Annotated in this window: 22 protein-coding genes; 13 read left to right on the top strand and 9 right to left on the bottom strand. The window is 65.7% G+C overall.

Features of this window, described 5'->3' with window-relative positions:
* Positions 1-22: 22 nt before the first annotated feature.
* Positions 23-331, bottom strand: coding sequence for a hypothetical protein (locus ACFV4K_RS22870; RefSeq protein WP_379277534.1), 309 nt, complete (start codon positions 329-331; stop codon positions 23-25).
* Between the two features lie 174 nt (positions 332-505).
* The gene (locus ACFV4K_RS22875; RefSeq protein ID WP_379277535.1) at positions 506-1276 is read right to left on the bottom strand and encodes an SDR family NAD(P)-dependent oxidoreductase; all 771 of its coding nucleotides are present in this window, start codon (positions 1274-1276) and stop codon (positions 506-508) included.
* Positions 1277-1399: 123 nt separating this feature from the next.
* Between ACFV4K_RS22875 and ACFV4K_RS22880 the strand changes: the two genes are divergently transcribed.
* The 4 genes from ACFV4K_RS22880 to ACFV4K_RS22895 all read left to right on the top strand — a co-directional run bounded on the left by ACFV4K_RS22880 (position 1400) and on the right by ACFV4K_RS22895 (position 7593).
* Positions 1400-2023 (top strand): TetR/AcrR family transcriptional regulator, encoded by a 624-nt coding sequence (locus tag ACFV4K_RS22880; protein WP_379277536.1) that lies wholly within the window; start codon positions 1400-1402, stop codon positions 2021-2023.
* A gap of 113 nt (positions 2024-2136) precedes the next feature.
* Positions 2137-3654 carry an ATP-binding protein gene (locus ACFV4K_RS22885; RefSeq protein WP_379277563.1) on the top strand — a complete coding sequence of 506 codons (1518 nt, stop codon included), beginning with the start codon at positions 2137-2139 and terminating at the stop codon, positions 3652-3654.
* Entirely contained in the window at positions 3647-4618 is a 972-nt protein-coding gene (locus tag ACFV4K_RS22890; protein ID WP_379277538.1) for a PD-(D/E)XK motif protein, read from the top strand. The genes ACFV4K_RS22885 and ACFV4K_RS22890 overlap by 8 nt, the downstream gene beginning before the upstream one ends.
* 359 nt (positions 4619-4977) lie before the next feature.
* Positions 4978-7593 (top strand): Z1 domain-containing protein, encoded by a 2616-nt coding sequence (locus ACFV4K_RS22895; RefSeq protein WP_379277539.1) that lies wholly within the window; start codon positions 4978-4980, stop codon positions 7591-7593.
* 90 nt (positions 7594-7683) lie between these two features.
* Here ACFV4K_RS22895 and ACFV4K_RS22900 read toward each other — a convergent pair whose 3' ends face one another.
* The 3 genes from ACFV4K_RS22900 to ACFV4K_RS22910 all read right to left on the bottom strand — a co-directional run bounded on the left by ACFV4K_RS22900 (position 7684) and on the right by ACFV4K_RS22910 (position 10320).
* Positions 7684-8625, bottom strand: coding sequence for an HNH endonuclease (locus ACFV4K_RS22900; protein WP_379277541.1), 942 nt, complete (start codon positions 8623-8625; stop codon positions 7684-7686).
* Between the two features lie 539 nt (positions 8626-9164).
* A complete protein-coding gene (locus ACFV4K_RS22905) occupies positions 9165-9881 on the bottom strand; it encodes an HNH endonuclease (protein ID WP_379277543.1) in 717 nt (238 codons plus the stop codon).
* Between the two features lie 220 nt (positions 9882-10101).
* Positions 10102-10320 (bottom strand): hypothetical protein, encoded by a 219-nt coding sequence (locus tag ACFV4K_RS22910; RefSeq protein WP_379277544.1) that lies wholly within the window; start codon positions 10318-10320, stop codon positions 10102-10104.
* 170 nt (positions 10321-10490) lie between these two features.
* Here ACFV4K_RS22910 and ACFV4K_RS22915 point away from each other — a divergent pair, with 170 nt between their 5' ends.
* Positions 10491-11375, top strand: a complete 885-nt coding sequence (locus ACFV4K_RS22915) for a helix-turn-helix domain-containing protein (protein ID WP_379277545.1) — start codon at positions 10491-10493, stop codon at positions 11373-11375.
* A complete protein-coding gene (locus ACFV4K_RS22920) occupies positions 11368-11574 on the top strand; it encodes a DUF397 domain-containing protein (RefSeq protein ID WP_379277547.1) in 207 nt (68 codons plus the stop codon). Before ACFV4K_RS22915 ends, ACFV4K_RS22920 begins: the two co-directional genes overlap by 8 nt.
* 100 nt (positions 11575-11674) lie before the next feature.
* Here ACFV4K_RS22920 and ACFV4K_RS22925 read toward each other — a convergent pair whose 3' ends face one another.
* Entirely contained in the window at positions 11675-12514 is an 840-nt protein-coding gene (locus ACFV4K_RS22925; protein WP_379277548.1) for a DUF559 domain-containing protein, read from the bottom strand.
* Positions 12515-12664: 150 nt separating this feature from the next.
* Between ACFV4K_RS22925 and ACFV4K_RS22930 the strand changes: the two genes are divergently transcribed.
* From ACFV4K_RS22930 to ACFV4K_RS22940, 3 genes are all read left to right on the top strand, one after another.
* Positions 12665-13528: an alpha/beta fold hydrolase gene (locus tag ACFV4K_RS22930; protein WP_379277565.1), complete on the top strand. Its 864-nt coding sequence runs from the start codon at positions 12665-12667 to the stop codon at positions 13526-13528.
* Positions 13529-13798: 270 nt separating this feature from the next.
* The gene (locus ACFV4K_RS22935) at positions 13799-15868 is read left to right on the top strand and encodes a neutral/alkaline ceramidase (protein ID WP_379277549.1); all 2070 of its coding nucleotides are present in this window, start codon (positions 13799-13801) and stop codon (positions 15866-15868) included.
* A 4-nt stretch (positions 15869-15872) separates the two neighbouring features.
* Positions 15873-16370 carry a GNAT family N-acetyltransferase gene (locus ACFV4K_RS22940; protein ID WP_379277551.1) on the top strand — a complete coding sequence of 166 codons (498 nt, stop codon included), beginning with the start codon at positions 15873-15875 and terminating at the stop codon, positions 16368-16370.
* A gap of 320 nt (positions 16371-16690) precedes the next feature.
* On the opposite strand, the gene ACFV4K_RS22945 is transcribed toward ACFV4K_RS22940, so the two are convergent.
* Complete coding sequence (locus ACFV4K_RS22945) at positions 16691-17701, bottom strand: MBL fold metallo-hydrolase (protein WP_379277552.1); 1011 nt, start codon at positions 17699-17701, stop codon at positions 16691-16693.
* A 274-nt stretch (positions 17702-17975) separates the two neighbouring features.
* Here ACFV4K_RS22945 and ACFV4K_RS22950 point away from each other — a divergent pair, with 274 nt between their 5' ends.
* Together ACFV4K_RS22950 and ACFV4K_RS22955 are read left to right on the top strand one after the other, a co-directional pair.
* Entirely contained in the window at positions 17976-20024 is a 2049-nt protein-coding gene (locus ACFV4K_RS22950) for an ATP-binding protein (RefSeq protein WP_379277554.1), read from the top strand.
* Positions 20025-20213: 189 nt separating this feature from the next.
* The gene (locus ACFV4K_RS22955) at positions 20214-20432 is read left to right on the top strand and encodes a cold-shock protein (RefSeq protein WP_379277556.1); all 219 of its coding nucleotides are present in this window, start codon (positions 20214-20216) and stop codon (positions 20430-20432) included.
* Positions 20433-20650: 218 nt separating this feature from the next.
* Here ACFV4K_RS22955 and ACFV4K_RS22960 read toward each other — a convergent pair whose 3' ends face one another.
* Both ACFV4K_RS22960 and ACFV4K_RS22965 read right to left on the bottom strand, forming a co-directional pair.
* Positions 20651-21103 carry a hypothetical protein gene (locus ACFV4K_RS22960; protein ID WP_379277557.1) on the bottom strand — a complete coding sequence of 151 codons (453 nt, stop codon included), beginning with the start codon at positions 21101-21103 and terminating at the stop codon, positions 20651-20653.
* A gap of 121 nt (positions 21104-21224) precedes the next feature.
* Positions 21225-22028 (bottom strand): DNA polymerase beta superfamily protein, encoded by an 804-nt coding sequence (locus ACFV4K_RS22965; protein ID WP_379277559.1) that lies wholly within the window; start codon positions 22026-22028, stop codon positions 21225-21227.
* Positions 22029-22755: 727 nt separating this feature from the next.
* On the opposite strand from ACFV4K_RS22965, the gene serA reads away from it, so the two are divergent.
* Together serA and ACFV4K_RS22975 are read left to right on the top strand one after the other, a co-directional pair.
* Positions 22756-24354, top strand: coding sequence for a phosphoglycerate dehydrogenase (gene serA / locus ACFV4K_RS22970; protein ID WP_379277560.1), 1599 nt, complete (start codon positions 22756-22758; stop codon positions 24352-24354).
* Positions 24355-24569: 215 nt separating this feature from the next.
* Positions 24570-25577 carry a 3-isopropylmalate dehydrogenase gene (locus ACFV4K_RS22975; RefSeq protein ID WP_379277562.1) on the top strand — a complete coding sequence of 336 codons (1008 nt, stop codon included), beginning with the start codon at positions 24570-24572 and terminating at the stop codon, positions 25575-25577.
* Positions 25578-25620: the final 43 nt, after the last annotated feature.

Consider the following 25620-nt stretch of genomic DNA (forward strand, 5'->3'; position numbering starts at 1 on the left):
AAGGAGGGCCGCGCGAGCGTGGTTACCAGCTGCCGAAGCTGCCCGGCAGCAGGTGCCGCCACCAGCAGTCGTTGTCGTGGCGGTGGGGGCGGTTCCAGTCGTCGCGATCGCGATCGCGCCACCCGGCGTCCCGATCCCGGTCGCGGTCGTGCCCGCGGTCCCGGTCCCACCAGGGGTTGTTCTGCTGGTGCGGCCAGGCGACGTCGGCGGGCGCGTTGTCGACGGGCACCTCGGCGCTCGCCGGAATGGTCACCGCCGCAAGGGGAATCACAGCGATAGCACCGGCGACGGCCACGCGGGCCGCCGTGCGGCGTAGAAATGTCTGCTTCATGGTCTGCACAATGCCCCAGTAGCCTCCGCGCGGGGAACGCTTTTCCTGTGAATTCAGGGCCGAATGGTCCTTCTGTATGACATTCACCCCGAGACACCCTGAAACTCATTGCACGGCAATGGCCCCGCAGGATTCCTCCCGCGGGGCCGTTCGCAATTCGACTGTGGCAGTGGATCAGTAGTGCGTGCCGCCGTCGATCCGGATCTCGGTACCGGTGATGAACGCACCGTCATCCGACGCCAGCATGGCCACGACACCGGCCACGGTGTCGGGCGAAGCGAAGCCCTGGCCGATGCCGGGCGCCAGCTTCATGAACAGGCTCAGATCGGCGTCCGCGGGCAGACCCGGACCCCGGCCGCTGGTCATATCGCTCGAAATCGACCCCGGCGCAACGGCGACCACGCGCAGACCCTGCTTCGAGTACTCGGCGGCCAGCGCGTGGGTCATGGACATGATCCCGCCCTTGGACGCCGCATACGCGGACATGTACGGGTGCGCGAAGAAGGCGGACGTAGAGGTGAAGTTGACGATCACACCCTTATCCGAAGCCAGTAGCTGCGGCAGCGACTCCTTGATCATCAAGAAGGTACCCGTCAGATTGATCGCAATAATCTTGTTGAAATCCTCGACCGGCTGCTCATGCGTATGCGCCGACCGCAGAATCCCCGCCGCATTGATCAGCGCGTCGACCCCGCCGAGCGCCTCGGTAGCCGCGGCAACCCCGGCCTTCACCGACGCCTCATCGGAGATATCCACGGTCAGGGTCGTAAGCCGATCCCCATTCCCGTTCTCCGCAGCCTGCTTGGCAGTCTCAGCCAGCCCCGCCTCATTGACGTCAGCCCCCACAACCTGCCCACCCTCGGCCAGGATCCGGTGCACGGTAGCCCGCCCAATCCCCGACCCGGCCCCGGTGATCACTACTCGACGCCCGTCAAAACGCTCCATTGCGACTCTCCTTAGCTATGTTCCAGCCTCCACGTGACACGCTACGCCTGCATGGCACGTCATGCCACAGTGGCATCCCGTCGACTAGGATTGACCCAACCGACCACCCAAAAGGAGGTGAAAATGTCCGCCCACCCCATAGTCCGCCCCACCCTCGCCGAACGCCGCAAACAAGAAACCCGCATGGACATAGCCCGAACCGCAGCCCGGTTGTTCGCGGAACACGGCACCTCCGAGGTGACGGCGGAACAAATCGCCTCCGAATCGGGCGTGGCATTGCGCACCTTCTACCGCTACGCGCGGACGAAGGAGGAAGCGGTAGAACCCCTCCTGGCCACCGGAGCCCAACGCTGGCTCGAAGCGGTAGCCGCCGGCCCCCGCCGCCTCCCGACACTGGCCGAACTGGAAGAGGCCGTCGAATCCTCCCTCACCTTCGAGGGCGCCCCCGAAGACCTCGAAACCACTCGAGGCCTCATCCACGCCATGGACGACGACCCCGCCCTCCGCACCGTCTGGCACCGTATCAACATGGAAGCCGAACGCGACCTACTCCGAGTCCTCACCGGCTTGGGCGGCCCGGCAGCAGATCCCTTGCAGCTCCGCCTCCTCGCGGCAGCCTCGGCGGGCGCGATCCGAATCGCGGTGGAGCAGTGGGCATCCGACAACGCCCCGGCGACCGGACCAGGATCCCCAGCAGACCTGGCGGTACGATCCCTGCGCGCGCTCGCCGGCGGAATCGGTCACTGAATCTGCCGTCCTCCTGACAATTCGTAACGCCCCCGGGTTCAGGGCGAATTCCTCGCTAGAGTTCTCGTTCTTGTCGGCGTTCTCGAGCAGGGGTGACCATGGTGGAAGAGTGGATGTTCGACGTCCCCACAACGGGGACCAAGCATCTTCCGCCGGATTCGCGCTACATGGAGGCTCTGAGTAGCCAGGGCTACGGCTTCGAGGCCGCGATCGCCGACCTCGTCGACAACTCGATCGATGCCGGCGCCAAGGATGTCGTCATCCATTTCCTGCGGTCGGGAGACCGTTTGGTGAGCCTGCTCGTCATCGACGACGGCTGCGGAATGACCGAGGACGAGCTCGATGTCGCGATGACCGTAGGCGGTCGCCGGAACTACGGCAGCAAAGCGCTGGGTATGTTCGGCACCGGTCTGAAGTCCGCCTCCTTGAGCCACGCCGCGGCCGTCACGGTGGTCAGTCGCACCCGGACCTCGCGGCCGGTCGGGCGTCGGTGGGCAATGGAGCACGCGCTCAACGGATTCCAGTGCGACATCGTCGAGCCGATGTACGCGCAGTCCCTGATCGACCGCTACGCCGACCGGCCGATCACGTGGCAGGGCACGGTGATCCGATGGGATGGCGTCAAGAACTTCCCACAGAACGGCTCGGGTGGCCAGACCGACCGCTACCTGCAGCGCACGATCAACAAGCTCGGCATGCACCTGGGACTCCAGCTGCACCGCTTCCTGGAGCGCGACGACTTCAACATCACCGTGGCGGTAGAGGACATCGACACGGGCACTGTCTACATGGACTTCGGTGTCCTGCCGCTCAATCCGTTCGGCTATCCCGTTTCCGGACGCCCCGGCTACCCGCGCACCTTCACCGAGACAGCGGGGGAGGGGTCGTCGGTGCAGTTCACCGCGCACATCTGGCCTCCGAAGTCCTCCCTCGACGAGTACCGGGCCATCGGCTCGCTGATGAACCGCCAGGGTTTCTTCTTCTACCGCCACGATCGTCTCGTGCAGGCCGGTGGCTGGAACAACTTCCGGCAGCCGGAGCAGCACCTGTCCCCGGCGCGTGTCGCGATCGACATCCCGGACGGTCTCGACAACCTCATCCGCTTGACGGTCAAGAAGGACGGCGTCGACGTCGCGCCTCAGCTCCTGTCCGAACTCGAGAGCGCCGTCGACGAACAGGGTATGCCGTTCACGCAGTTCGTCGCGGACGCGGAGGCGACCTATCGGGAATCACGGAAACGATCCGGCGCGACTCGGAAACCGGTCATTCCGCCTGGGCGAGGGGTAGATCCGACGGTTCGTGAGGTCATCGAGGACGAGCTGCCGATTCTCCCGGGCGAGGAGCCGATCGACTTCCGCTGGGCCGCACTCGAGGGTGATGTCTTCTTCGACCTGGATCGTGAAGGCCGAACGATATACCTGAACAAGCGCTTTCGAAACGCGCTGTTGGGTGGCCGCCGCGGCGGGATGAACGATGCGCCGATGATCAAGTCTTTGTTGTTCCTCTTGATGCACAACGTGTTCGAGAAGGAGTACAGCGGCAGCCGTGAGAAGGACAACCTGCAGCTCTGGCAGTCGATCCTGTTCACGGCGGCGACCGCCGAAGAGAAACGGATGAGCAACGATGGATGACGGCCTATCCCTGGTGCTGTCCTGGTCGGACGTCGACTACTACTTAAGTAGAGGCGAGGCTGCGAGTATCGTTCTGTCGTCGCCGGGCTCTAGCCCGCTGGTCGTCTACGAGATCAACGGCGACGGCGTGGTCCTGTTCGTCGAACTGGTCAATCGCGCCGCCCTGCCGCGGTCGCCGTTGCCGGCGGTCGTCGTCGATCGGGTCTCCCATCACGGCACGACGATGGCCCGGATCCGCACTACGCGACCTGAACTCATGCGGGATTTCCATGACCTGATCGCCGCGATCGCCGATCGGCTGCTGCGGGACCACCACACTTTGTCGACTGCGTTCGGCGAGACCATTCAATCCTGGTCGGCGTTGCTCGATCGTGGTCGTCTGGCGAATCGGCAACGCAGCATCGGGCTGCTCGGTGAGCTCACCGTGTTGCGCTCGTTGGTGGGCACCCATGGCTGGGACGAGGCGCTGCGCGCCTGGGGCGGTCCTTTCGACGAGGAGCACGATTTCGTTCTCGGCGCCGTGGGTATCGAGGTCAAGACGACTGCCGCCGAGGCGCGTCGGCACACGATCAACGGGCTGGATCAGTTGACACCCGCGGTCGGACAGTCATTGTGGGTGGTGTCGGTTCAGCTGACCCGTGGGGGACCGGGCGGGCGGACATTGGGGGAGGCGGTCGAGGCGCTCACACAGTCGGCGAGCACTGAGAACGCGTCGGTGCAGTCGCGTTTCGAGCAGGCGCTCGCGGCCTCGAAGGTCGACCGTGAGAGTGGGGACGAGGATCGGTGGATCCTGCGGAACGAGCCCTTGATCGTCGCCGCGGCCGACGTGCCGCGGATCTCCGTGGAGCACCTCGACTCCGATGCTCATGCCCGAATCTCAGCGGTGCGGTACGACATCGACTTCGCCGGACTGCCGCCCGCCGCCGACCCGCCCGTCGATCCCGTATCGCTGCGCCTGCCCTGAGCCTCTAGGAACGAATCATCGTGAACCCGGATACCGCACGTCTGAAGCTGCACCGAGATGTGCTCGACGCCATCGGCACTCGCCCCCGGCCGCTGGAACGGGCCCTCGCCTACCATGCCGAAGACCTGCCCGAGCTGCGGCCGTTCGCGTCCGAGGCGGACTTCCACGCGGCGCTGCTGTCCTCGACCGCCACCGATCAGCTCGTGGAACTGTGGCGAAAGCAGCTGACCCACTGGGACTTCAAGTCTGTCGTCGAGTGGTCGCAGGAGGAGCCGCGTACCGCGCGACGCCGCAGCGAGGTCTACCGTCTGCTCGGGATCCGGCCGGAGACCAGTGCGCTGCTGGATTCGTTCGTCCCGGTGTACGACGCCGCCGGGCCCGTGGTGATCAGCGACAAGTTCACGCCCTGGTACACCCCACCACGGGAGGTCGGCCGATCCTTCTACTGGCCGGCGTATCGAAAGTTGTTGGAGAACAAGGGCTGGCCCGCACACGCGGTGGACGGCCTCGACGACGCCACCGACCGCGTGGTTGAGCGCCTCGCCGACCCCGCGGCGGATGCCGCGTACCAGGCCAAGGGCTTGGTGGTCGGCTACGTGCAGTCGGGCAAGACGGCGAACTTTACCGGTGTCATCGCCAAAGCGGTCGACGCCGGGTACCGGCTGATCATCGTGCTTGGCGGCACCCTGAACATGCTCCGCGCCCAGACCCAGCGCCGCCTCGACATGGAACTCATCGGCCGGGAGAACATTCTGCGCGGCGCGAACGAATACGAATCCGACTACGCCGACGACCCGGACTGGAGCAAGGGCAACTTCGTCTCGTTCGGCGCGATGCCCTCCCTGCTGGGGGCGTTCGACATCGTCCGCATGACCACCCGCGACGACGACTACAAGAGTCTGCTCCAAGGCATCATGGCGCTCGAGTTCGAGAAGCGCGAACCGAGCTTGCCGCTGTACGACCAGCGCAACCTGCACCACTCGAACGCGCGTCTGATGGTGGTGAAGAAGAACAAGACGGTGCTCGGCAAGCTGGTCAAGGATCTGAACCGGATCAAGACTGACCTGCGGGAGATCCCGGTGCTCATTATCGACGACGAATCTGATGAGGCGTCGCTGAACACGACCAATATGGTCAAACCCAACGCGGAGCGCACGGCGATCAACCTGAAGATCTCCGAGCTGCTGCACCTGCTGCCCCGCGCCCAGTACGTCGGCTACACCGCCACCCCGTTCGCGAATGTTTTCGTCGACCCGTCCGACGCCGAGGACATCTTCCCCAAGGATTTCCTCATCTCCCTGCCCCGTCCGCAAGGCTATATGGGCGTCAGCGACTTTCACGACATCGACTCCGAGATCCCGCTCGATGAACGCGATTTCGCGAATTCGAACGAGAAGGCGCATGTCCGTGCCATCACGACCGCCGACGGGGATGACGACACTGACGAATTGCAGCGCGCGCTCGACATGTTCGTCCTGACCGCCGCGGTGAAGATCTACCGTGAGGACAACGACCCGAAAGGCCCCACCTACAAGCATCACACGATGCTGATCAACGAATCCCGCCTGACCGAGGACCACCGCGAACTCTCGGGCCGAATCACTCAGATGTGGTGGAACTCCGGCTATACCGGCCCCGCCGGCCATGACCGACTGCGCCGGATCTTCGACACTGACGTCGCCCCCGTTTCCGCGGCCCGCGCCGAAGGCTACGCCGACCCCGCCTCCTACGACGATCTGCAACGGTACGTCGGCGCGGCCTTCCAACGCATCGGCGGCGACGACCGCCCCATCATGGTGATCAACAGCGACAAGGAATTGGAAACCGGCGCAGCGGACTTCGACAAACGCCCCATCTGGAAGATCCTCATCGGCGGCCAGAAGCTCTCCCGCGGCTTCACCGTCGAGGGCCTGACGGTCTCCTATTTCCGCCGCGCCACCAACAACGCATCCACCATGATGCAAATGGGCCGCTGGTTTGGCTTCCGCCGAGGCTACCGCGACCTGGTCCGCCTCTACATCAGCCGCCAGCAGGCATTGGGGGGCAAGGAGGTTGACCTGTACCAGGCGTTCGAGGCGATCTGCCTGGACGAGGAGAAGTTCCGCGAGGAACTCCGGCAGTACTCGGTCCTGATCGACGGCGAACCCCAGGTGACCCCGGCACAGGTTCCGCCGCTGGTCTCACAGCATCTGCCGTGGCTGAGGCCGACCAGCGCGAACAAGATGTACAATGCCCAGTTGGTCGAAATCCGCTCGCCTGGTATGTGGCGCGAGCCCTTCGGATACCCGAGCCGCTCAGCTTCAGCTGATTTGCGACATAACACCGGCTTGTGGTCGCCGGTGTTCGGCCGACTATCCACCGAGACAACCGATTACGCCTACAACTTCGCGGAGAAGGACGTCGTCCATCGCGTCACCGCCTTGACCGGCAGCCTCGGCCCCGACGAGTTCCTCTCCATCGTCCGTGGGTTGCGTTGGCTCACCCCAGGCATCTTCGATCCCCATATCGAATACCTGACTGAGATCACCCGGGGCTCCGCGGTCGACGAGTGGGTCGTCCTGGTCCCCCAAACAATGCGAGGCGCCACCAAGGAAATCATCCTCGGCGACGCCGGTCGACGCTTCACCCGCTGGGAACGAGCCCGCCGACGAGACCCCCTCTTCGGCGCGATCAGTACCAGCCGGCACCGCAGCATTGCGATGAGAATCGCCGGCGGCCTCCCTGATTCCGGTGACCCCAACACGGAAGCCCTGGCAGGTCCACATCGCGGCGCCCTCATGCTCTATCCGGTCGTCGAGCCGACTTTCAGCTCGGACATCACTCCGGACGGCCACATCGACCCTGGCAAGGTCGTGATCGGCTTCGGCTTCGTCGCGCCCGCCGCCGCTCGTGCGGCGGACGACCGAGTCATCCGGTTCCGGACCATCGACTCGTCGAATGCGGTCATTGTCGACGTCCCTCATGACATGGATTGATCCATGTCATCACGATCGATTAGTTGTGGCGAGAGTTGACGACTCGCAGGCAGGGGTGTCGTTGTCGGTCTCGAGCCATCCCGCGCGGCGTCAGGCTGATCGGAATTCGTACCAGTGCATTGAAAGCCAGTTTCGCTGCTTGGGAGACGGTGTGATGCCGAACTGGCGTTCGTGAAGGTCGGCATATAGTGGGTAGGACCGTATTTCGGGCGCGACATCAATGGTGTCGGAATCGTCGACCGCAATGAGTCCATGGTCGAAGAGGCTATGGAGGTCGCGGCGGAGCAGAATCCCACCATGTGGATCATGCCGGCCAACCTCGGCGTAGCTGTAGAGGTGGCACGCCTCCAGCGCCGGTGCCGGCAGAGGACCTGAGAACGCGCAGCTCGCTCCATATCGCCGCAGAAGTTCCGCGCGGAAGCCTGCTTGCCCCAGCCGAACACGGACCGGCCGGATATCGTGACCGCCTCGGACCTGTGCGGCGGTTCTGTCGACCATCAGCAACGGATCGCCGCTCGCGGCGACCCGCACAGCTGCCGCGAACTCAGTCCAGCGAAGTTCGCGAATACTGTTCTGGGACTTGGGACGGATGCACAAGCTACGGAGTTCGGCGGCTTGTAATGTGCCAGCGAGGTCCACCCACCCCTGACTGTGATTCGAGCGGTACGTCGTGACCTCGGCGTCCTGCAGTTCAGGTTCGTCGAAAAGGGCCTTGCAGTCGTAACAGCGGAACGTCGGTTTCATCGTCGTTCGTCGTTCGATGTTGGTTCGGCGGCAGTCGCGGCACCGCGCGATTGGACGCCTTCCGATCCCCTTATCGATTGACTCGATAACCGAGGCCCCTAGTAACTCTTCCTCATCCCATACCGCGATGACGTCACCAGGGCGGACCTGCCGGAAATTGGGGACGCGGGAGTCCCAACTGTAGTGCGACGATGCCACGTCACTGTAGAGAACGCCACTGCTCAGGCGACGATAGTCCGATTTGACAAGGACGAGCCATGCCCGTGTTTCAGAGGCGGTGTCGAGCATCTAACGCGTTCTCCCGGAGCATGTTTGGATCGTTCGCCGGATCTCCGGCCGTATGCCACACGTCCAGTATGCCGCGCGTCAGCGTCCACTGCGAATAGGTGATGCGTCAGATTCGGGCAGTCATATTGAAGCCGCTGCGCCTCGGTCAGCGACATCGACGTCTCTGGAACCACGTGTGTCCAGCCGACCGGCCACACGTCGGGATCCGGCTTCTGCCTGAGTCTTTTGCGTTCGAGGCGTTCCTGAATAGCCGCGACCGTCAGTCCCGCGTCCGGGACCGGCCGCCAGCACGTCAGGCCGATAACGGTCGCGCTCGTCAGGGCCAGGAAGGAACCGACGATGATGAAGGTCGCTATGGCCGACATCGCTGTCACTGCCTTATTCGAGATGGAGAACGGCTGGCGTGCGCTACGCCCCGCACGACGGGGCGGTGGTCGACCTTTCCCAGCTGTTGCGATCTCTGCCCATTTGCCGATGGACGCGATCGTCGCAGCACTGCAGCTGGTAGCACCCCAATCTCAACGCTGCTGATGTACTGATCAGCTAGCGGCCTGGAATTCGGCGAAGCGCACGGCCAAACGGTCAGCGCCAGGTTTCTCCCTGTCCTTCGCGGGTACGAAGAGTCGGCGGCCGTGCATCTCTTGTATGCCATGACGTAGCATCGGCCCGTCGATCTCATCCAGCAAAGCTTGGTTGATGCGGACCTCGAAGTCGGGCGTAATTCCGAGAAAGTTCTCGTCGTACGCCGCATGGTGGATCTTGCACAGACTTAGACCGTTGTCGACAGTCGGAGTGCCGTTCGGTTCGCCGTCGGCGATGATGTGGGCGGCGTCGAGGAGCTTGGCGTGCTTGAGATGGCAGACGGCACAGCGGCATTCGTAGGCGCGTAGGACGCGGCCGCGGAACTCTGGTTGGTGTAGACGCTGTTTGGTGACCCGCTCGGCGTACTGGCGTTCCAGAGGCTGGAGTTTCAGGGGATCGCTGACCATGCGGAGGTCATCGTCCAAGGCGATGAGGAACTGGCGGTTCGGTTGGTCGTCTGCGACGACGTAGACGCGTGGTACCGGGACGAAGACGCCGTCGGCGATCTTGCGCAGTAGGAGGAGCGGCAGTTTGTGGGTGAGGGCGGCGCGGAGCTTCTTGTTGTCGCCCTCGATGCTGCCTTCGCGGTAGGCGTAGGCGAACAGGGAATCGTGCAGTTCCTCGTCCGCGTACTTGCCTTTGGGGTCGGACAGGATCGACAGGGTCGCCAGCATGTCTTTGGGGTTGCGGATGCCGCGTGCGGTCGATGAGGCGGTGGGTCTGGCCGTTGAGCGTGAAGTCCCACAGTTGTTCACGGGTAACGACTCCGGTGTCTCCGACCAGTTCTTCCAGATGCTGGAAGATCTCCTCGCGGAGGATGGCCTCGGCATCCCTTTCCATAGTGGAAGTCTGTCATGGACCGAGGACCAAAAGTTGATCTTCAACGCATACGTTTCAACGCAGTATTTGTGGGCTCCCGGTGATGCCGGCCAAGGCCTCACGGGCGTGCTCGAGGATGGCTGCGAGAGTTGTTGTGTCGAGGCAGATTTCGAACTCTCGGTGGGTGTCGCCGAGGATGAGGGTGACTCGGTGGTCCTGGGGGTTGGGGATGAAGCGGACTGGGCAGTCGGCGGTGGTGATGACCCAGGCGCCGATGGTCAGGTTGTCGAACATCGTGGGCTCCTTCGGTGTGGTGCGGTTATGTAGAAATTGCATCAGTAGACGCGGGGAGTGGTTAACCTGTTCTGGGTAAATCAGTGGGGTGTTCTCGAACGCCCAGGGCTGCGGTCGGTTTGGGGGTTCGGTTCACCCAGTTCGGGTGCTCGCCGATGAGGGGATTGGTCATGACGGAGACTGGCTCGACCCTGCCCAGGAGACAGTTGGGGCGGTATCTGCGGGAGGCGCGAAGCGCGTTGGGGATGTCGCAGGATCGAGTGGCCAAGGCTGCGGATGTGAGTACTTCGGTGATGCAGCGGCTCGAAAGCGGCATACCTACTCGGCTGAAAGTTCGGGACCTGCAGGCGATTTGCGAGGTTCTGGAGATGGCGGGTGACGCGGCGGACGCGATGGTCGGTTTGCTGCAACAAGCTGGGGAGAAGAGTTGGTGGCATGAGTACGACAGCGTGATACCGGCGAACTTTGATGTGTATGTCGGACTCGAGACTGCGGCACGACGGTTGATCACGTATCAGCCGGCGCTGGTACCGGGGTTGTTGCAGACTCCCGAGTATGCCCGCGCCCTCATCTGCGCAGTCAAGCCCGACGAGTCGCCACTGGACCATCAGCGGCGAGCCGACTTGCGGATGAGACGACAAGCCAGGGTGTTTCGGAAGTATCGGCCGCTTGTGCTGGATGTTGTGCTTCATGAGGCGGCGTTGAGGTGCAAGGTCGGTGGGGAAGCGGTGATGGCAGCTCAGTTGCGGCGGCTTGCAGAGGTGGGGAAGGTTCCCAACATCTCTGTTCGTGTGCTTCCGTTCGACGTGGGAGCGCCACTCGGAGATCCGGTGGGGCAGTTCGCGATTCTGGAATTTGATGATGACGTTCGCGGTGAGCGGGTGTGGCCGCCGGTGGTGTATCTCGAGAGCTTCATCGGGTGTATGTATCTCGAGAAGGAGGGTGATGTGCGGCGGTACTATCGGGTTCTCGACAGCCTTCAGCGGGCGGCGTTGGACGAGACGGTCAGTCGGGGCCTGCTGCGGCAGGTAGCGAAGGAGTTTCAGGGTGACTGACGACCTATCCGCGGCGGCGTGGTTCAAGAGCAGCTACAGCGGGGACAAGGCGGACTGTGTCGAGGTTGCTTTCCTCCCGGACGCCCATGTCGGAGTCCGCGATTCGAAGGACGCGGTCGGTCCGGTCCTTGTCTTCGCGCCGGAGGAATGGGATGCCCTCACTGCCGGCATCCTTCGTGGGCGGTTCGATCGGGCATAGGTTGGCTGGGCTGGGGCGTACATGGGCCTATTCGTGCACAGATCGCGTGACGATGGCAGAAATTGCCACTTCGGCGCGAATTGTGCACGGATAGGCCCATTCAGTTGGCGCGGTAGCGTCGGCGTCGGCGTTTGATGACTGCTGCAGCCTCGTCGGCGCACCTGTCCATGGAGCTGTAGACGTCGGATGCTGCGTAGCGGAGGACGAGCCAACCTGCGAGCAGTAGGTGGTTCTGGCGGCGGCGGTCTTGGCGGAATACCGCAGGTGCGCTGTGGAATTCGCGGCCGTCGATTTCGATGATGGTGTGGGAGCGGTCGTCTACCAGGTCGCAGATGTATTGGCCCACTGGGTGGTTCGCGAGCAGGGTGAGGCCGCGTTGCTTCAGAGCTCGGGTGAAGAGGCGTTCAGGGTCTGAGGCTGCTCGGGTTGCTGCTTCGCGGAGGTGGCGGCGGAATGTGGTCCGACCGGGGATAGCGGAGTGGGAGAGGCGGAGTGCGTCGTGGGGGTTTACCGTGCGGCCGAGGTGTTCGTCGAGCATGGCCTCCGCGACAGGGCGGGGGAGGACTGTCAGGCAGTCGAAGAGGGTGAGGGCGGGGTGGGTGGTGGGGAGGTCTTGGGTTTCCGTGCACCAGCCGGCGGGGAGGTCGCGGCGGTAGAGGCGGAGCCAGGGCGGGGTTTTGCGGTAGAGGTGCTTCGGGACGGTTGCTTCGAAGAGAGCGGGGGTGGTGGGGAGCAGGCCTTGCAGCCACGCCGCAGTCCGGTGGCTCAGTAGGGCTTGGGGGAGCCAGGCGACGATGGCACGGCAGTGGGCGATGGAGTCCGGAGTGTCTGTGCTGTATACGCCTGGGAGTAGGCGGGTGTAGGTGCCGCGACGGCACCTGTTGTCGATGGTGGTTTTGGGGATGCCGTTGGCTGACAGCTCCGCCCGGGTCACGATCATGCTCTGAGGGTGGCAGGGTCCCATAGCGACGATCAGGCGCGTAGCTCGGGATTCTTCGCAGGTGTGGATAGCGGCCGGGATGTGGATAAGCGCTGCAGATCCTCTGGCGGCGGCCGTGTTCTGGGCCCGCGTCCTGGGTTAGCGTGGCTTATGGCTGCTGATCAACCACCCGTCATCCCGGATGTTCGTCGGAGCTTTGTCGAGGCTCGGGGTGTGCGCTTCCATGTGACCGAGGCGGGGGAGGGGCGGCCGGTGGTGGTCCTGCATGGGTGGCCGCAGCACCACTATGTGTATCGGGATCTGCTGGCGAATCCGCCGGAGGGGTTGCGGATCATCGCACCGGATCTGCCGGGGTACGGGTGGTCGGGTGCCGCGCCGCATCGGTGGGCTAAAGAGGATGTGGTCTCGGATCTGCTTGCTTTGATGGATGTGATGGGGCTGCAGAAGGATGTGCTGTTGGTGGGGCATGACTGGGGTGGGTGGATCGGGTATCGGATGGTGTTGCGGGAGCCTGAGCGGTTCCGGGGGTATCTGGTGTTCAACATGGTGCATCCGTGGGTGCCGAAAAGTGTGGTGGCTCGGCATGCTTGGCGGTTGTTGGCCTATCAGCCGTTGATGGCGACGGTGGGGGTGCCGGTGTTGCGGCGGACTCGGTACTTGGAGTGGGTGCTGGGGAACTTCAGTGGAATGGATCGGGAGACGGTTCGGGTGTTCTCGGAGCGGTTTCGGGATCCGGTGGTGGCTCGGACTGCCATGGAGACGTATCGGACGTTCTTGTTGCGGGAGATTCCGGCGGCGGCGCGGAATCCGGAGGTGCGGCGGGCTACCGTGCCGATTCGGGCGGTGTTCGGGGTGGAGGATGCGGCTATTCACCATTCGATGGCCGCGGCGGAGACGGCTCGGGCCGATGACTACACGCTGGAGTTGGTGCCGGGGTGCGGACACTTCATTGTCGATGACCGGTCGGAGTTGGTTCGGCAGCGGCTGATCGAGCTGGATCGGGAAACTCGCTGACGTTTCGGGTGCACAAACTCTTCGAGCGGGCTCGCTGACGCATCGGGTTGCTGGGTGCGGAAGAAAGCAGGAGTGACCTGCTGGTATCGGCGTGTGCTACAAGCCGGTTGCGGTCGTCGCGGCTAGTGTGGCGGGCGCGATTCTGGACGGATGGCTAGAAATTGGTCAAGTGACCGACTAGTCTGCGGGAAACCTGGAATGGAACAGGTTCACTCTTTGGCGTGGCGGCTCGTGGTCGCTGTGGCGCGGTGACGGATAGTGAGGGTTCGGATGAGTCTGTCCCGGCGGGCTGTGTTGGCTGGCGCTGCTGTTGGTGGCGTGGGGGCCAGTGTGGCTTTTGGTGCGAATATTGTTGGGGCGCAGCCCATCAAGCATCGGGAAGCTGGGGCCGGTTATCTGGTTGGCGTGGGTATCGCTGATATCACCGGGGCGCCCGCGGGCCAGGGGATGATGGGGTATTCGGAGGCTGATCAGATCACTACGGGGCTGCTGTCGCGGTGTTACGCGCGCGCCTACGTGGTGGTGGATCAGGCGACGGGGGATCGGGTTGCGTTCGTGAACACGGACAATGCCTGCTTGTTCCAGTCGGTGCACCTCGTGGTGATGCAGCAGTTGCAGCAGCGGTTCGGGGGGCTCTATACCGAGCGGAACGTCAACCTCAACGCCACGCACAATCACAACTCCTGCGGCGGTACCGCGCGGGAGTACGCGTATTCGCTGGCGGCCATGGGGTTTCAGCAGAACTCGCATGATGCCGAGGTGAACGGGATCGTCAAGGCGATCGTCAACGCGCACGAGAACCTGGCGCCGGGGGCGATCATGCTCGGGCGCGGGGAGCTGCACGACGCGAGCGTGAACCGGTCGCGCGGGGCGTTCGAGGACAATCCGGCGGAGGACAAGGCCGCCTTCCCGGATGCCATCGACCCGCAGCTCACGGTGTTGAAGTTCCGGCAGGGTGGCAAGGACGTCGGGGCGATCACCTGGTTCGCCACGCACGGGACCTCGATGACCGACCGGAATACGCTGATCTCGCAGGACAACAAGGGGTACGCCAGCTATCGCTGGGAGCATGACGAGATGGGGGTGCGGCACCTGGATGGGCCGCCCTCGTTCGTGGCGGCGTTCCCGCAGACCAATGCCGGCGATATGACGCCGAACCTGTGGATCAAGAAGATGCACCCGTCGGGTCCCACCGAGGACAATCGCACCAACTGCGCGATGATCGGTGAGCGCCAGTATCAGGCGGGCCGCAGGGCTTTCGACGCCGCGGCGCCGATGAGCAGCACTGGCGTCGACTCGGTCCTGCATTACGTCGACCTGTCGGACACCGCCATCGACGGCGCGTACACCCCGGACGGCAAGCCCGCCCGCACCGCTCCCGCCATGATGGGCGCCGCCGCGATGGCGACCAGTACCGAGGACAACTGGAATTCGCAGCTGTCGTTCCTGCAAGAAGGTGACGCCAACCCGATGGTGGCGGCGCTCGGCGGACTGAACTCGCCGATCGAGGACTGGATGCGGGATGTGCAGTCGCCCAAGCTGATCCTCGCGCCGCTCGGCGTGCTGCCGCCGCGGCCGTGGGTGCCGCAGGTGGTGCCGCTGCAGCTGATGCGGATCGGCGACCTGGTGCTCGCCTCGGGACCTGCGGAGTACACCGTCGTGTCGGGGCTGCGGATCCGGCGGCTGGTGGCGCGGGCGCTCAATGTGCCGCTGGAGAACGTCCTGTTGCAGGGCTACGCCAACGGGTACTGCGGCTACGTGACCACGCCGGAGGAGTACGCCAGCCAGCAGTACGAGGGCGGCGAAACGCTGTTCGGGCGGTGGACGCTGTCGGCGCACATGCAGGAATTCGACCGGCTCGCAAAGGCTTTGGCCGCGCGCGTCGACCTCGGACGCGGGCCCGCGCCACTCGAGTGGGCCTTCGGGTTGCAGCCCAACCTGCTCGCCCCGGTCCCCGCCGACACCCCGCACGCCGGTCGCGCCTATGGTGACGTGCTGGCCCAGCCGCAAGCGAACTACGCGGCGGGACAGACGGTTTCGGTGGAATTCGTCGGCGCGCACCCGAACAACAACTTCCGGCTCGACGGCACCTACTTCGAGATCCAGCAGGGCGCCGGCGACGACTGGCGGCGCGTCTACGACGACAACGACTGGTGCACCGAGCTGCACTGGTCGCGTCCGGCGGGCCAGGACTCCGCGTCCACCATCGCCATCCAGTGGACCGTGCCCGACAGCGCCCCCGCGGGCCGCTACCGCATCCAGTACACCGGCGACAGCCGCGACGGCACCGGAGCCAACCATGAATTCACTGGCACATCAGCGGAATTCGTGATCGGCTGATCCGATGTTCGTCCGACCCGCCGAGCCCGCCGACGAGAAACTCCTCTGGGCGATGCTCTACGAAGCCTCCTACGCCCGCGACCAGGGCATGGACTCACCCGACCAACTCCGAGACGTGCCCGGACTCGGGCGTTACGTCGAAGGCTGGGGAGCCGCAGGCGATCTCGGCGTGGTCGGCGGGTTCGACGGAGTGCCGCTCGGCGCCGCCTGGCTGCGGCTGTTCCGCGCCGACGACCCGGCCTTCGGCTACGTCGACGCCGACACGCCGGAACTGGCCATCGGTGTCGCACCCGAGAGCCGCGGCACCGGACTCGGCACCGCGCTGATGACCGCGCTCATCGACGCCGCGCGGGAACACTACGAGGCCGTCTGTTTGAGTGTGCGGCAGGACAATCCGGCGCTCCGGCTCTACCAGCGCCTCGGATTCGTCGCGATCGACGGCTCCGACAAGGTCAATCTCGCTGGAACCACCAGCGTCACCATGGTTCTCCGCGTCCGCTGACATCCGTGCTGCCCGCCTGCGCCCCCGCAGAGCGTGCGCCCGATAGTGCGGTCGGACTTGTCCCGGACACGGCGTCGGCGACCCGGGTACCGGGTTCGCCCGCGCGGTCAAGGCACCGGGCCTCGCCCTGAGGCGACGGCCGCATGCACGGTGCGGCGGATAGCGCTGCCCGGGGTACGGTCGGTCAGCCGGCGATCGCCGGACCGCCGTGCTATCCCGTCAGGGAAGTCCCTGCGCCCCAGTTGTTTCGCGACGCCGCCACAGCCGCTGGGCCAGGCCACTCGCGGTGGCAGCGGCATCATCCGCTCCGCTGTTGCGACTCAACCCTTCGGCGCGAGGTCGAACGACAATCTCCCGGGCGCGAGATAGTCGTCGCGGTCCAGCAGCATCCGGATCTCGGGCCGCATGCTCTCGGGCATACGCTCCAGCTCCGCGTGCAGCGGCGTCGCGAACGCCTCGCCGCGGGCCGTGATCAACGGCAGCCAGTTGTCGTGATGGCTGGGCACGAACACCTTCGGCCGCAGGGCCTCGATGTAGCTGCGCGGATCACGCAGCCCATTGGTGAACTGGTTATAGCCCTGCACCGCGCCGATGTGCACGTCGGAGGCGGGCAAACCGCGCAGGACCTCGAGGACCCCCGGGGCCTTGTCCAGCAGCGGCCCGGAGGAATCGTGCCAAGTCAGCGCGAAATCGCCGAACCGGAACTGGTAGAGCAGCACCCCGCCCTCCGGCGCGAGCAGGTTCCGGGCCAGATGGCCGGTCTCGGACCGGCCCGGGGGATAGGCGCGGATATCGCACAGGCACGGCTTGGGCCGGACCGGCGGGGAGGCGTCGCGCCCCTCGTGGCGAGGCGTGCGCGCCGAGTGCAGGTGCCGGACGGCGGTCACCGACAGCCCCGGCGCGAGTTCGAAGTCGTAGCGGTCGCCGGGCGCCGACGCGTCGGAACCCAGCTCCCAGCAGGCCAATTCGGCCCCACCGACCTGCTTGCGGGCCGTCGCGCAGTGGGACGCCGTCCCGTGCACCACGGCCCCGCTCGCCCGCGCGATGGCCCCGGCGTCGGCGGCGTGATCGAAATGCCCGTGCCCGATGAAGATCGCCGCGGGCTCGAGCGCCGCGACCTCCTCCGGCGTGGTCGGCACGTATCCGGCTGTCAGTCCGCGCGGCACCCACGCGTCCAGCAGGAACACGACTCCGCCCAGGGCGACCGCGAAACTGGCGCAGCCGAACCAGGACACGAGCGCCTGATCGGCCCGCACGGCCCCGCTGTCCGGGTCCACGGCGTCCGCGCCGAAGAAGCGCTGTCGCGCCGCGATCATCCGACTGTCGGCCACCGTTCCCCCCTGTCTCCGTGGGTGGCGGACCGCGCTGTCCGCCGCCACGCATTCTGCCCGGAACCGACCGGACTGTCACTCAACGGCTTCCATCCGGACACGGAAGCGGTTGCCGAGATCTTGTCGTTGCTCTGGGCTATCGCCAGGTGAATCCTGGAATCACACCGTGACGAAGTGGTGGGTGAATGTTCAGCGCGTTGTTAATCAATCGGCGTTGCATCGTATTCAGAGGTAGCTGAACGGAGGCTGCCCCGAGGGCAATTGGGGGCCCATCATGTACAACGACGTGCATGTGGCCGCGCAGGATCGCGAGGACCGCAAGTACACGATGCGCATCAGCCGGTTGGCGATCGACAAACTCGGCATCCGGCTCTACGACCGGGTCTCGGCGGTCCTGGCCGAACTCATCGCCAACTCCTACGACGCGGACGCCACCGAGGTCGAGGTGGTGCTGCCGTGGGGCGCGATGCTGGCCGGAACCATCAGGGCCGCCGACGAACCCGCCTACGAGATCGTGGTCTCCGACAACGGGCACGGCATGACCGCCGCCGAGGTCAACGAGCACTATCTGATGGTGGGCTCGGACCGGCGGGTCCGCGCCGGCTCCGACCTGTCGCGCGAGCGGCGGCGTCCGGTGATGGGGCGCAAGGGAATCGGGAAGCTGGCCGCCTTCGGCATCTGCCGCACCATCGAGGTGATCACCGCCGGCAGCCGCGACGACGACCGGACCTCGTTGGGCTGGACCGTCTCCCACATCGTCATGGACCTCGACGACATGCTCTGCGACACCGAGAGCGACTACTTCCCGCGCCCGGGCGCCCTCGACGGCACGGTCACCACGAAACGCGGCACCACGATCATCCTGCGCAATTTCTTTCGGAAAAGGGTGAATTCGGGAACCGAACTGAACCGTCAGCTGGCCGCGCGTTTCGGTATCGAACGCCAGGACTGGCGGGTGGAGGTCCGCAATGCGATCGGCCGGGAGAGTTTCGTGCTCAGCCGCCTGCCGATCGACGTCATGGAGGAGACCCGCGTCGACGTCGGCCGCGTCCCGGTCCGATTCGGCCGGCAATTCCTGCCGGTGACCGGCTGGATCGCCTATTCGAAACAGCCGTACCGGGACGAGGCCATGGCCGGGGTGCGCATTTACGCGCGCGGCAAGATCGTCGCGCAGACCCGGGATTTCGGCATTTCCTCCGGATTCACCGGCGAATTCAAGCTGCGCTCCTACCTGGTCGGCGCGATCGAGGTGGACTGGCTCGACGATGACGACGACCTGGTCCGCTCCGACCGCCAGGACATCATCTGGAACTCACCGCGCGGCGAGGCCCTCGCCGAATGGGGCCAGGCCCTGATCAAGGAGATCGGCCGGCTCGGCGAGAAGTCCATCCGCCGCCGGGTCTGGGAGGAGTTCGTGGAACGCTCCCGCATCCACGAGACCCTCGACGCCATCGCCCCCGGCGACCGCCTGTTCCGCGACTCGGTGCTGGACGCGGCGCGAATCCTGGTGGTGCACAAGGACCGAGCCTCGCTCGACGATCCCGCGCACCTGGAGAACATGCTGCGGCTGGCGCTGTCGCTGGGCCCGCAGCGCAGCCTGCTCGACACCCTGAAGGAGATCGCCGAGGATGCCGATCCGCAACTGGACGTGGTGGTCGCGCTCTTCGAGCGGGCCCGCGTCGCCGAGATCTACTCGCTGGGCCAGATCGCCAGCGAACGGGTCGCCGTGGTGGATCGGCTGCGCTCGCTCATCGACGACCGCCGCTCCCTGGAACGCCCCTTCCAGGAGCTGATCGAATCCGCGCCGTGGCTGCTCGCCCCGGAATGGACCCCGCTGGGCATGAACGAATCCCTCAAACGGGTGCGCGCCAGCTTCGAACGCTGGTACGCACAGAAATTCGGGACTCCGCTGGTGACGACCTCCATCGGCAGCGAGAAACGCGAACCCGATTTCGTGCTGCTGCACGACTCCGGTGAACTGTGGATCGTCGAGATCAAGCGGATGGACTACCACCTCACCGACGAGGAGTACAACCGCGCGGTCAACTACCTCTACGAACTCGACCATTTCCTCGACGAGAACCCGCGCATCGGCGCGCAATTCCCGCGCCGGCGGCTCACCTTCATCGTGGACCACATCGACCGGCTCGGCCCGGCGTCGCTCTCGTCGCTGGTCAGCGATCAGCGGGTGGATCGCCGCACGTGGCGCGAACTGCTCGACGCCACCCTGCGCGCGCACCGCGACTTCCTCGAACGCGTCTATGCCATGCGGGTCTCCGAACCCGGCACAGAGGAGCCGCCCGGCAACGTGCGCGCGGGTTGATCCCTTACCAGTCCCCCGCGAGTGATACGCGGCGGCTGGGGAATTCGATAATCGGACAAGGGTCGCGAGAGCCGGGCGGGGGATGCGCCAGGCTCGGGCGACCACCCGCCCGCGCCGCGGCCGTGACACCATGGACCGCGGCGCGCGGGGACGACAGCGGTGTCCGATTCGGTTCGAGAAGGTTTGGTAATGGTGCACGGCACGGTGAAGTGGTTCGACAGCGAGAAGGGGTTCGGGTTCCTGAGCCCGGACGGCGACGGGCCGGACGTGTTCGTGGAGTACACCGCGCTACCGGGCGGGGGTTTCCGATCCCTGGCTGAGGGGCAGCGCGTCGAATTCGAGGTGCGGGGCACCAAGCCGGGGCCCGAGGCGGTGGCTGTGCGGGTCATCGCGGGAGCCGACTACTGACCTCCGCCCGCGCTGGCCGCGGGCCGGGGCGGCGGATGTTCGACACCGCGCTCGGGCGAGGTGAACGCCAACTGCCTTGGCTTGGATGACAGCCTGGCGCTCACCGCGCGTCGCGCACCGCCGCGGCGGCGTCGCTCCGATCCGGCTTCAGCCGACCTCGAGTGGCAGCGACTCGTCGGAGACTTGGCGGGCGAAGCCGTCTGTGCCCGCCGTGGCGACTATGAACTGCCGGTCGGGAACGGGCTCGTCAGACTGCAGCCGCCCTGCGAGATCGGGGTGTCCGGCGTGCTGCCGGGCAAGGCTGCCTCGACGTCGACGGCGAGTGTCTTCGTGGACTTACCGTCATCGACCGTGATGACGTGGTGTCCCGCCGTCGTCGGGAGCCAATACGCGGATGCGGCGAAGTACACGTCCAGTTCCGAATTGTAGTGTGGTGCAGCCTTTCCGATGCATTGGCCATTGTCGTAGAAGGCCATCATCGATGCGGGGTCGGATCCTGCCGAAATGCGGTAGTTGGTTCCGACGTAATGGGTTTGCGCCGGCGTCGCGAAATCCACCCACGTGACGTCGGCGGATGCGGTGGGCGCGGCGCCCGTGACGATGGCGACCGTCGCGGCCAATCCGGAGATGCCACAGCCGATTCGGCGGCCGTGGCGGGTGTCTGTGATCATCGTTCTCCTGTTTCGAACCCGAGGTTCCGGGCAAGAAGAAGCTATCGCTCGACCGAAGTGAAACGGATGGATTTCAACATCTGGGGGTACCCCAGTCTGGGGCGCTCGCCGGGGGCTGCTCTCAGCCCCGCACGTGGCGCCGGAAGAACTCGGCTGCGCGGGCCTGTGCGTGTTCCCGCCGAGCCGGATCCACCGTCACGAACTCCAGCGCCGCCCGCTCGAACTCGGCCGAGATGAAACCGGCGATCGGTTCGGGCACCTCATCGGAACCCATTTCGCGCGTCCGGGACTTCAATTCCGTCAATTCCCGCACGCACTCCACGAAATCGCCGGGCAGCTCGCATTCGGCCAGCAGGGTCGGTAAATGCATCGGCGCCACCGCTTTATCGGGGTGTTCGTGCAGCCACCGCAATGCCATGGCGGGCCGCAATGAATAGAACACCTTCTTCAATGACCGGTTCGAATCGAACAGCCGCCATTGCCGTCGGCCCAGGTGCAGATAGTGCCGGGCCACCCGCTGCCGGTCGGCTACGTCGTCCGCGAGCATGCGCAATTCGTCGCGGAATTGCGCGTCGCCGCGATACGCGATCGGTGACATCAGCCATTCGATGAGCACGGCATTGCCGTTCACCAGCAGGCGCAGCGCCTTCACCAGATCCCAGCCGTTGACATCGAGCAGTCCCACGAGTGGCGTCTCGATGACATCGCGTCCGGGCCACGGCGTGAGGTAGTCGTCGGCCGGGCGGAGGTAGACGAACCGGCAGTCGTAGTCGGAGTCCGGGGACGGGAATCCCCAGGCGCGACTGCCGCTTTCGATGGCGAGCAGCACGTCGACGTGGTGTTCGCGCACGATCCGGTCCAGTTCGCCGTCGATCGTGGCGACCACCGCCGGGTCCATGGAGGCGGGGATCGAGCGCAGGGTCATGGCAGGCGACGGTAGCGCCCGGGATCGACCTGGTCCATGCGTTTTTTGCGCGGCGAGCCCCCAGAATTAGGGGCGTGATAGCCGCGTTATATGGCGGGAATTCGACACCCATATGAACGGGACCACAGAATTCCGAGGCCGTGACGCCGGTCACATCGTGTTAATCCCCCGTAACGGGCCGCGAAATCGGCCCGATAGGATCCACGTCAGAAAGTTCGTACGGATTTCAGAAGAGGTATTTCCATGATCCCCGTTATCATCGACACCGGTTCCGCTGCTCTGAGTGGTCTGCTCGACACCGGCTCGGCCGCTCTGCACGGCATCCTGAACACCCTGTGGACCGGCTCTTTCGGTCGCTAAGGACTACTGACGTCGATTACTCGACTTTCGAAAGCCCGGCCTCGGACTCCGTAGCTCCGAAGCCGGGCTTTCGGCTATCTCGAATGCCTGTGCGGCGAGACCTGCGGTCGTGTGCCCGTCGCCGGTGTGACCAGGGGTCCCGCGGGCCCGAACCTGAACGCCTGCCCAGGAATAGCGGCCCGAATCACATCGCCCGAACCGAGCCGTACCGCGCGGCCTGTTCCCCGTGAGACCCGCGCAGCCCTCCGGAAACCCGCAGTTCACGGCTTTGATGGCAGTTGCCTACCAGGCGGTAAAGCGCCCCGATTCCCAGCCCACTAAGCTGACGCCCGTAAATCCCGGATCCCTTCCTCAGGAGTACCCCACCGTGAGCCAAGCAGGCCGCCCTGTTGTTCTGATCGCCGACAAGCTCGCCCAGTCGACCGTCGACGCGCTGGGCTCCGGCGTCGAGGTTCGCTGGGTCGACGGCCCGAACCGTCCGGAGCTGCTGGCCGCCGTGCCGGAAGCCGATGCGCTGCTGGTCCGTTCGGCCACCACCGTCGACGCCGAGGTGCTCGAGGCGGGCAAGAACCTCAAGATCGTCGCCCGCGCCGGCGTCGGCCTCGACAATGTCGATGTCCCCGCGGCCACCGAGCGCGGCGTCATGGTCGTCAACGCGCCGACCTCCAACATCCACACCGCCGCCGAGCACGCCGTCTCGCTGCTGCTGTCCGCGGCCCGCCAGATCCCGGCCGCCGACGCCACCCTGCGCGAGCACACCTGGCAGCGCAGCAAGTTCAATGGTGTCGAGATCTTCGGCAAGACCGTCGGCGTCATCGGCCTGGGCCGCATCGGCCAGCTGTTCGCGCAGCGTCTCGCCGCCTTCGAGACCAAGATCGTCGCGTACGACCCCTACACCTCGCCGGCCCGCGCCGCCCAGCTGGGCATCGAGCTGCTGACCCTGGACGAGGTGCTCGAGCGCGCGGACTTCATCTCCATTCACCTGCCCAAGACTCCTGAGACCAAGGGCATGCTGAACAAGGAGACCCTGGCCAAGACGAAGAAGGGCGTCATCATCGTCAACGCCGCCCGCGGCGGTCTGATCGACGAGCAGGCCCTGGCCGACGCCATCACCTCCGGCCACGTGCGCGCCGCCGGCATCGACGTGTTCGAGACCGAGCCGTCCACCGACAGCCCGCTGTTCGAGCTGCCGCAGGTCGTCGTCACCCCGCACCTGGGCGCCTCCACCGCCGAGGCCCAGGACCGCGCGGGCACCGATGTCGCCAAGTCGGTGCAGCTTGCCCTCGCGGGCGAGTTCGTGCCCGGCGCGGTGAACGTCACCGGTGGCGCGGTCAACGAGATCGTCGCCCCGTGGCTGGACATCGTCCGCAAGCAGGGCGCGCTGCTGGGCGCCCTGGCCAGCGAGCTGCCGGTCTCCATCGAGGTCCAGGTCCGCGGCGAGCTGTCCTCGGAAGACGTCGCGGTGTTCGAGCTCTCGGCGCTGCGCGGCGTGTTCTCGGCCCTCATCGAGGATTCGGTCACCTTCGTCAACGCCCCGGCGCTGGCCAAGGAGCGGGGCCTCGAGGCCACCGTCACCACCCACACGGAGTCCCCGACCCACCGCAGCCTGGTGGACCTGCGCGCCGTGTTCGGCGACGGCCGCACCCTGAACGTGGCCGGCACCCTGACCGAGCCCGCCCAGGTCGAGAAGATCGTCAACATCAACGGCCGCAACTACGACATGCGCGCCGAGGGCCTGAACCTTGCCGTCCTCAACTACGAGGACAAGCCGGGCCAGCTGGGCCGCCTGGCCACCAAGCTCGGCGACGCGGGCATCGACATCCTCGCCGCCCAGCTGACCCAGGACCTGCAGGACGAGGGCGCCACTGTCGTCCTGCGCGTCAACAAGGACGTCCCGGCCGAGGTGCGGTCCGCCATCGCCGAGGCCGTCGGCGCCGCCAAGGTCGCCCTGGTCAGCCTCGACTAGTCGATCTCGCAACGCGATACGGGCCCCCTCCACGGAAAGTGGAGGGGGCCCGGTGCGTTCGGTGTGGAGACCGGGCGAGCGGCCCCTGATCCCACTGGTTGGGAGCGATTCGCCCTGGTGAAGGGGGTCATGGCGGCACCCGCTATGGTGGCCGGGACTCTCCTGTCAGCGCGGAGAGGACCACCCGCGCGTTATCGAAACGGAGCATGGATTTCATGAAACTCGCTGTCATTCCGGGCGACGGTATCGGCCCCGAGGTCATCGCCGAGGCCCTCAAGGTGCTCGATGTGGTGGTGCCCGGTGTCGAGAAGACCGCATACGACCTGGGAGCCAAGCGGTTCCATGCCACCGGCGAGATCCTCCCGGAGAACGTGATCCCGGAGCTCAAGCAGCACGACGCCATCCTGCTGGGCGCCATCGGCGACCCGTCGGTGCAGTCCGGCCTGCTCGAGCGCGGCCTGCTGCTGCGCACCCGCTTCGAGCTCGACCACCACGTGAACCTGCGCCCCTCGAAGCTGTACCCGGGCGTCACCAGCCCGCTGGCCTCGAACCCGGACATCGACTTCGTGGTCGTGCGTGAGGGCACCGAGGGCCCCTACACCGGCACCGGCGGCGCGATCCGCGTCAACACCCCGCACGAGGTGGCCACCGAGGTCTCCACCAACACCCGCTTCGGCGTCGAGCGCGTGGTCCGCTACGCCTTCGAGACCGCCCGCAAGCGCCGCAAGCACCTGACCCTGGTGCACAAGAACAACGTGCTGGCCTTCGCCGGTTCGCTGTGGTCGCGCACCGTGGCCGAGGTCGGCGCCGAGTACCCGGACATCGAGACCGCCTACCAGCACATCGATGCCGCCACCATCCACATGGTCACCGATCCGGGCCGCTTCGACGTGATCGTCACCGACAACCTGTTCGGCGACATCATCACCGACCTGGCCGCCGCCGTCTCCGGTGGCATCGGCCTGGCCGCGTCGGGCAATATCGACGCCTCGGGCGTCAACCCGTCGATGTTCGAGCCGGTTCACGGTTCGGCCCCCGACATCGCCGGCCAGTCCAAGGCCGACCCGACCGCCGCCATCCTGTCGGTATCGCTGCTGCTGAACCACCTCGGCAAGACCGAGGAGGCCGCCCGCATCGAGGCCGCCGTCGCCAAGGATCTGGCCTCGCGCTCGGGCGCCGCCTCGACCGTCGAGGTCGGCGACCGGATCGCCGCGTCGCTCTAGGGTTCACGCGCCACCGATTCACCACCGAAGCCCCCGTCCCGCG

It is taken from the genome of Nocardia sp. NPDC059764 (assembly GCF_042732555.1).
Lineage (GTDB): Bacteria > Actinomycetota > Actinomycetes > Mycobacteriales > Mycobacteriaceae > Nocardia.

Bases quoted from the DNA above. Each gene is read 5' to 3' on its own strand.
- ACFV4K_RS22870 (WP_379277534.1), bottom strand. From the start codon at position 331: ATGAAGCAGACATTTCTACGCCGCACGGCGGCCCGCGTGGCCGTCGCC.
- ACFV4K_RS22875 (WP_379277535.1), bottom strand. From the start codon at position 1,276: ATGGAGCGTTTTGACGGGCGTCGAGTAGTGATCACCGGGGCCGGGTCG.
- ACFV4K_RS22880 (WP_379277536.1), top strand. From the start codon at position 1,400: ATGTCCGCCCACCCCATAGTCCGCCCCACCCTCGCCGAACGCCGCAAA.
- ACFV4K_RS22885 (WP_379277563.1), top strand. From the start codon at position 2,137: ATGTTCGACGTCCCCACAACGGGGACCAAGCATCTTCCGCCGGATTCG.
- ACFV4K_RS22890 (WP_379277538.1), top strand. From the start codon at position 3,647: ATGGATGACGGCCTATCCCTGGTGCTGTCCTGGTCGGACGTCGACTAC.
- ACFV4K_RS22900 (WP_379277541.1), bottom strand. From the start codon at position 8,625: ATGCTCGACACCGCCTCTGAAACACGGGCATGGCTCGTCCTTGTCAAA.
- ACFV4K_RS22905 (WP_379277543.1), bottom strand. From the start codon at position 9,881: ATGCTGGCGACCCTGTCGATCCTGTCCGACCCCAAAGGCAAGTACGCG.
- ACFV4K_RS22910 (WP_379277544.1), bottom strand. From the start codon at position 10,320: ATGTTCGACAACCTGACCATCGGCGCCTGGGTCATCACCACCGCCGAC.
- ACFV4K_RS22915 (WP_379277545.1), top strand. From the start codon at position 10,491: ATGACGGAGACTGGCTCGACCCTGCCCAGGAGACAGTTGGGGCGGTAT.
- ACFV4K_RS22925 (WP_379277548.1), bottom strand. From the start codon at position 12,514: ATGATCGTGACCCGGGCGGAGCTGTCAGCCAACGGCATCCCCAAAACC.
- ACFV4K_RS22930 (WP_379277565.1), top strand. From the start codon at position 12,665: ATGGCTGCTGATCAACCACCCGTCATCCCGGATGTTCGTCGGAGCTTT.
- ACFV4K_RS22935 (WP_379277549.1), top strand. From the start codon at position 13,799: ATGAGTCTGTCCCGGCGGGCTGTGTTGGCTGGCGCTGCTGTTGGTGGC.
- ACFV4K_RS22940 (WP_379277551.1), top strand. From the start codon at position 15,873: ATGTTCGTCCGACCCGCCGAGCCCGCCGACGAGAAACTCCTCTGGGCG.
- ACFV4K_RS22950 (WP_379277554.1), top strand. From the start codon at position 17,976: ATGTACAACGACGTGCATGTGGCCGCGCAGGATCGCGAGGACCGCAAG.
- ACFV4K_RS22955 (WP_379277556.1), top strand. From the start codon at position 20,214: ATGGTGCACGGCACGGTGAAGTGGTTCGACAGCGAGAAGGGGTTCGGG.
- ACFV4K_RS22960 (WP_379277557.1), bottom strand. From the start codon at position 21,103: ATGATCACAGACACCCGCCACGGCCGCCGAATCGGCTGTGGCATCTCC.
- ACFV4K_RS22965 (WP_379277559.1), bottom strand. From the start codon at position 22,028: ATGACCCTGCGCTCGATCCCCGCCTCCATGGACCCGGCGGTGGTCGCC.
- ACFV4K_RS22975 (WP_379277562.1), top strand. From the start codon at position 24,570: ATGAAACTCGCTGTCATTCCGGGCGACGGTATCGGCCCCGAGGTCATC.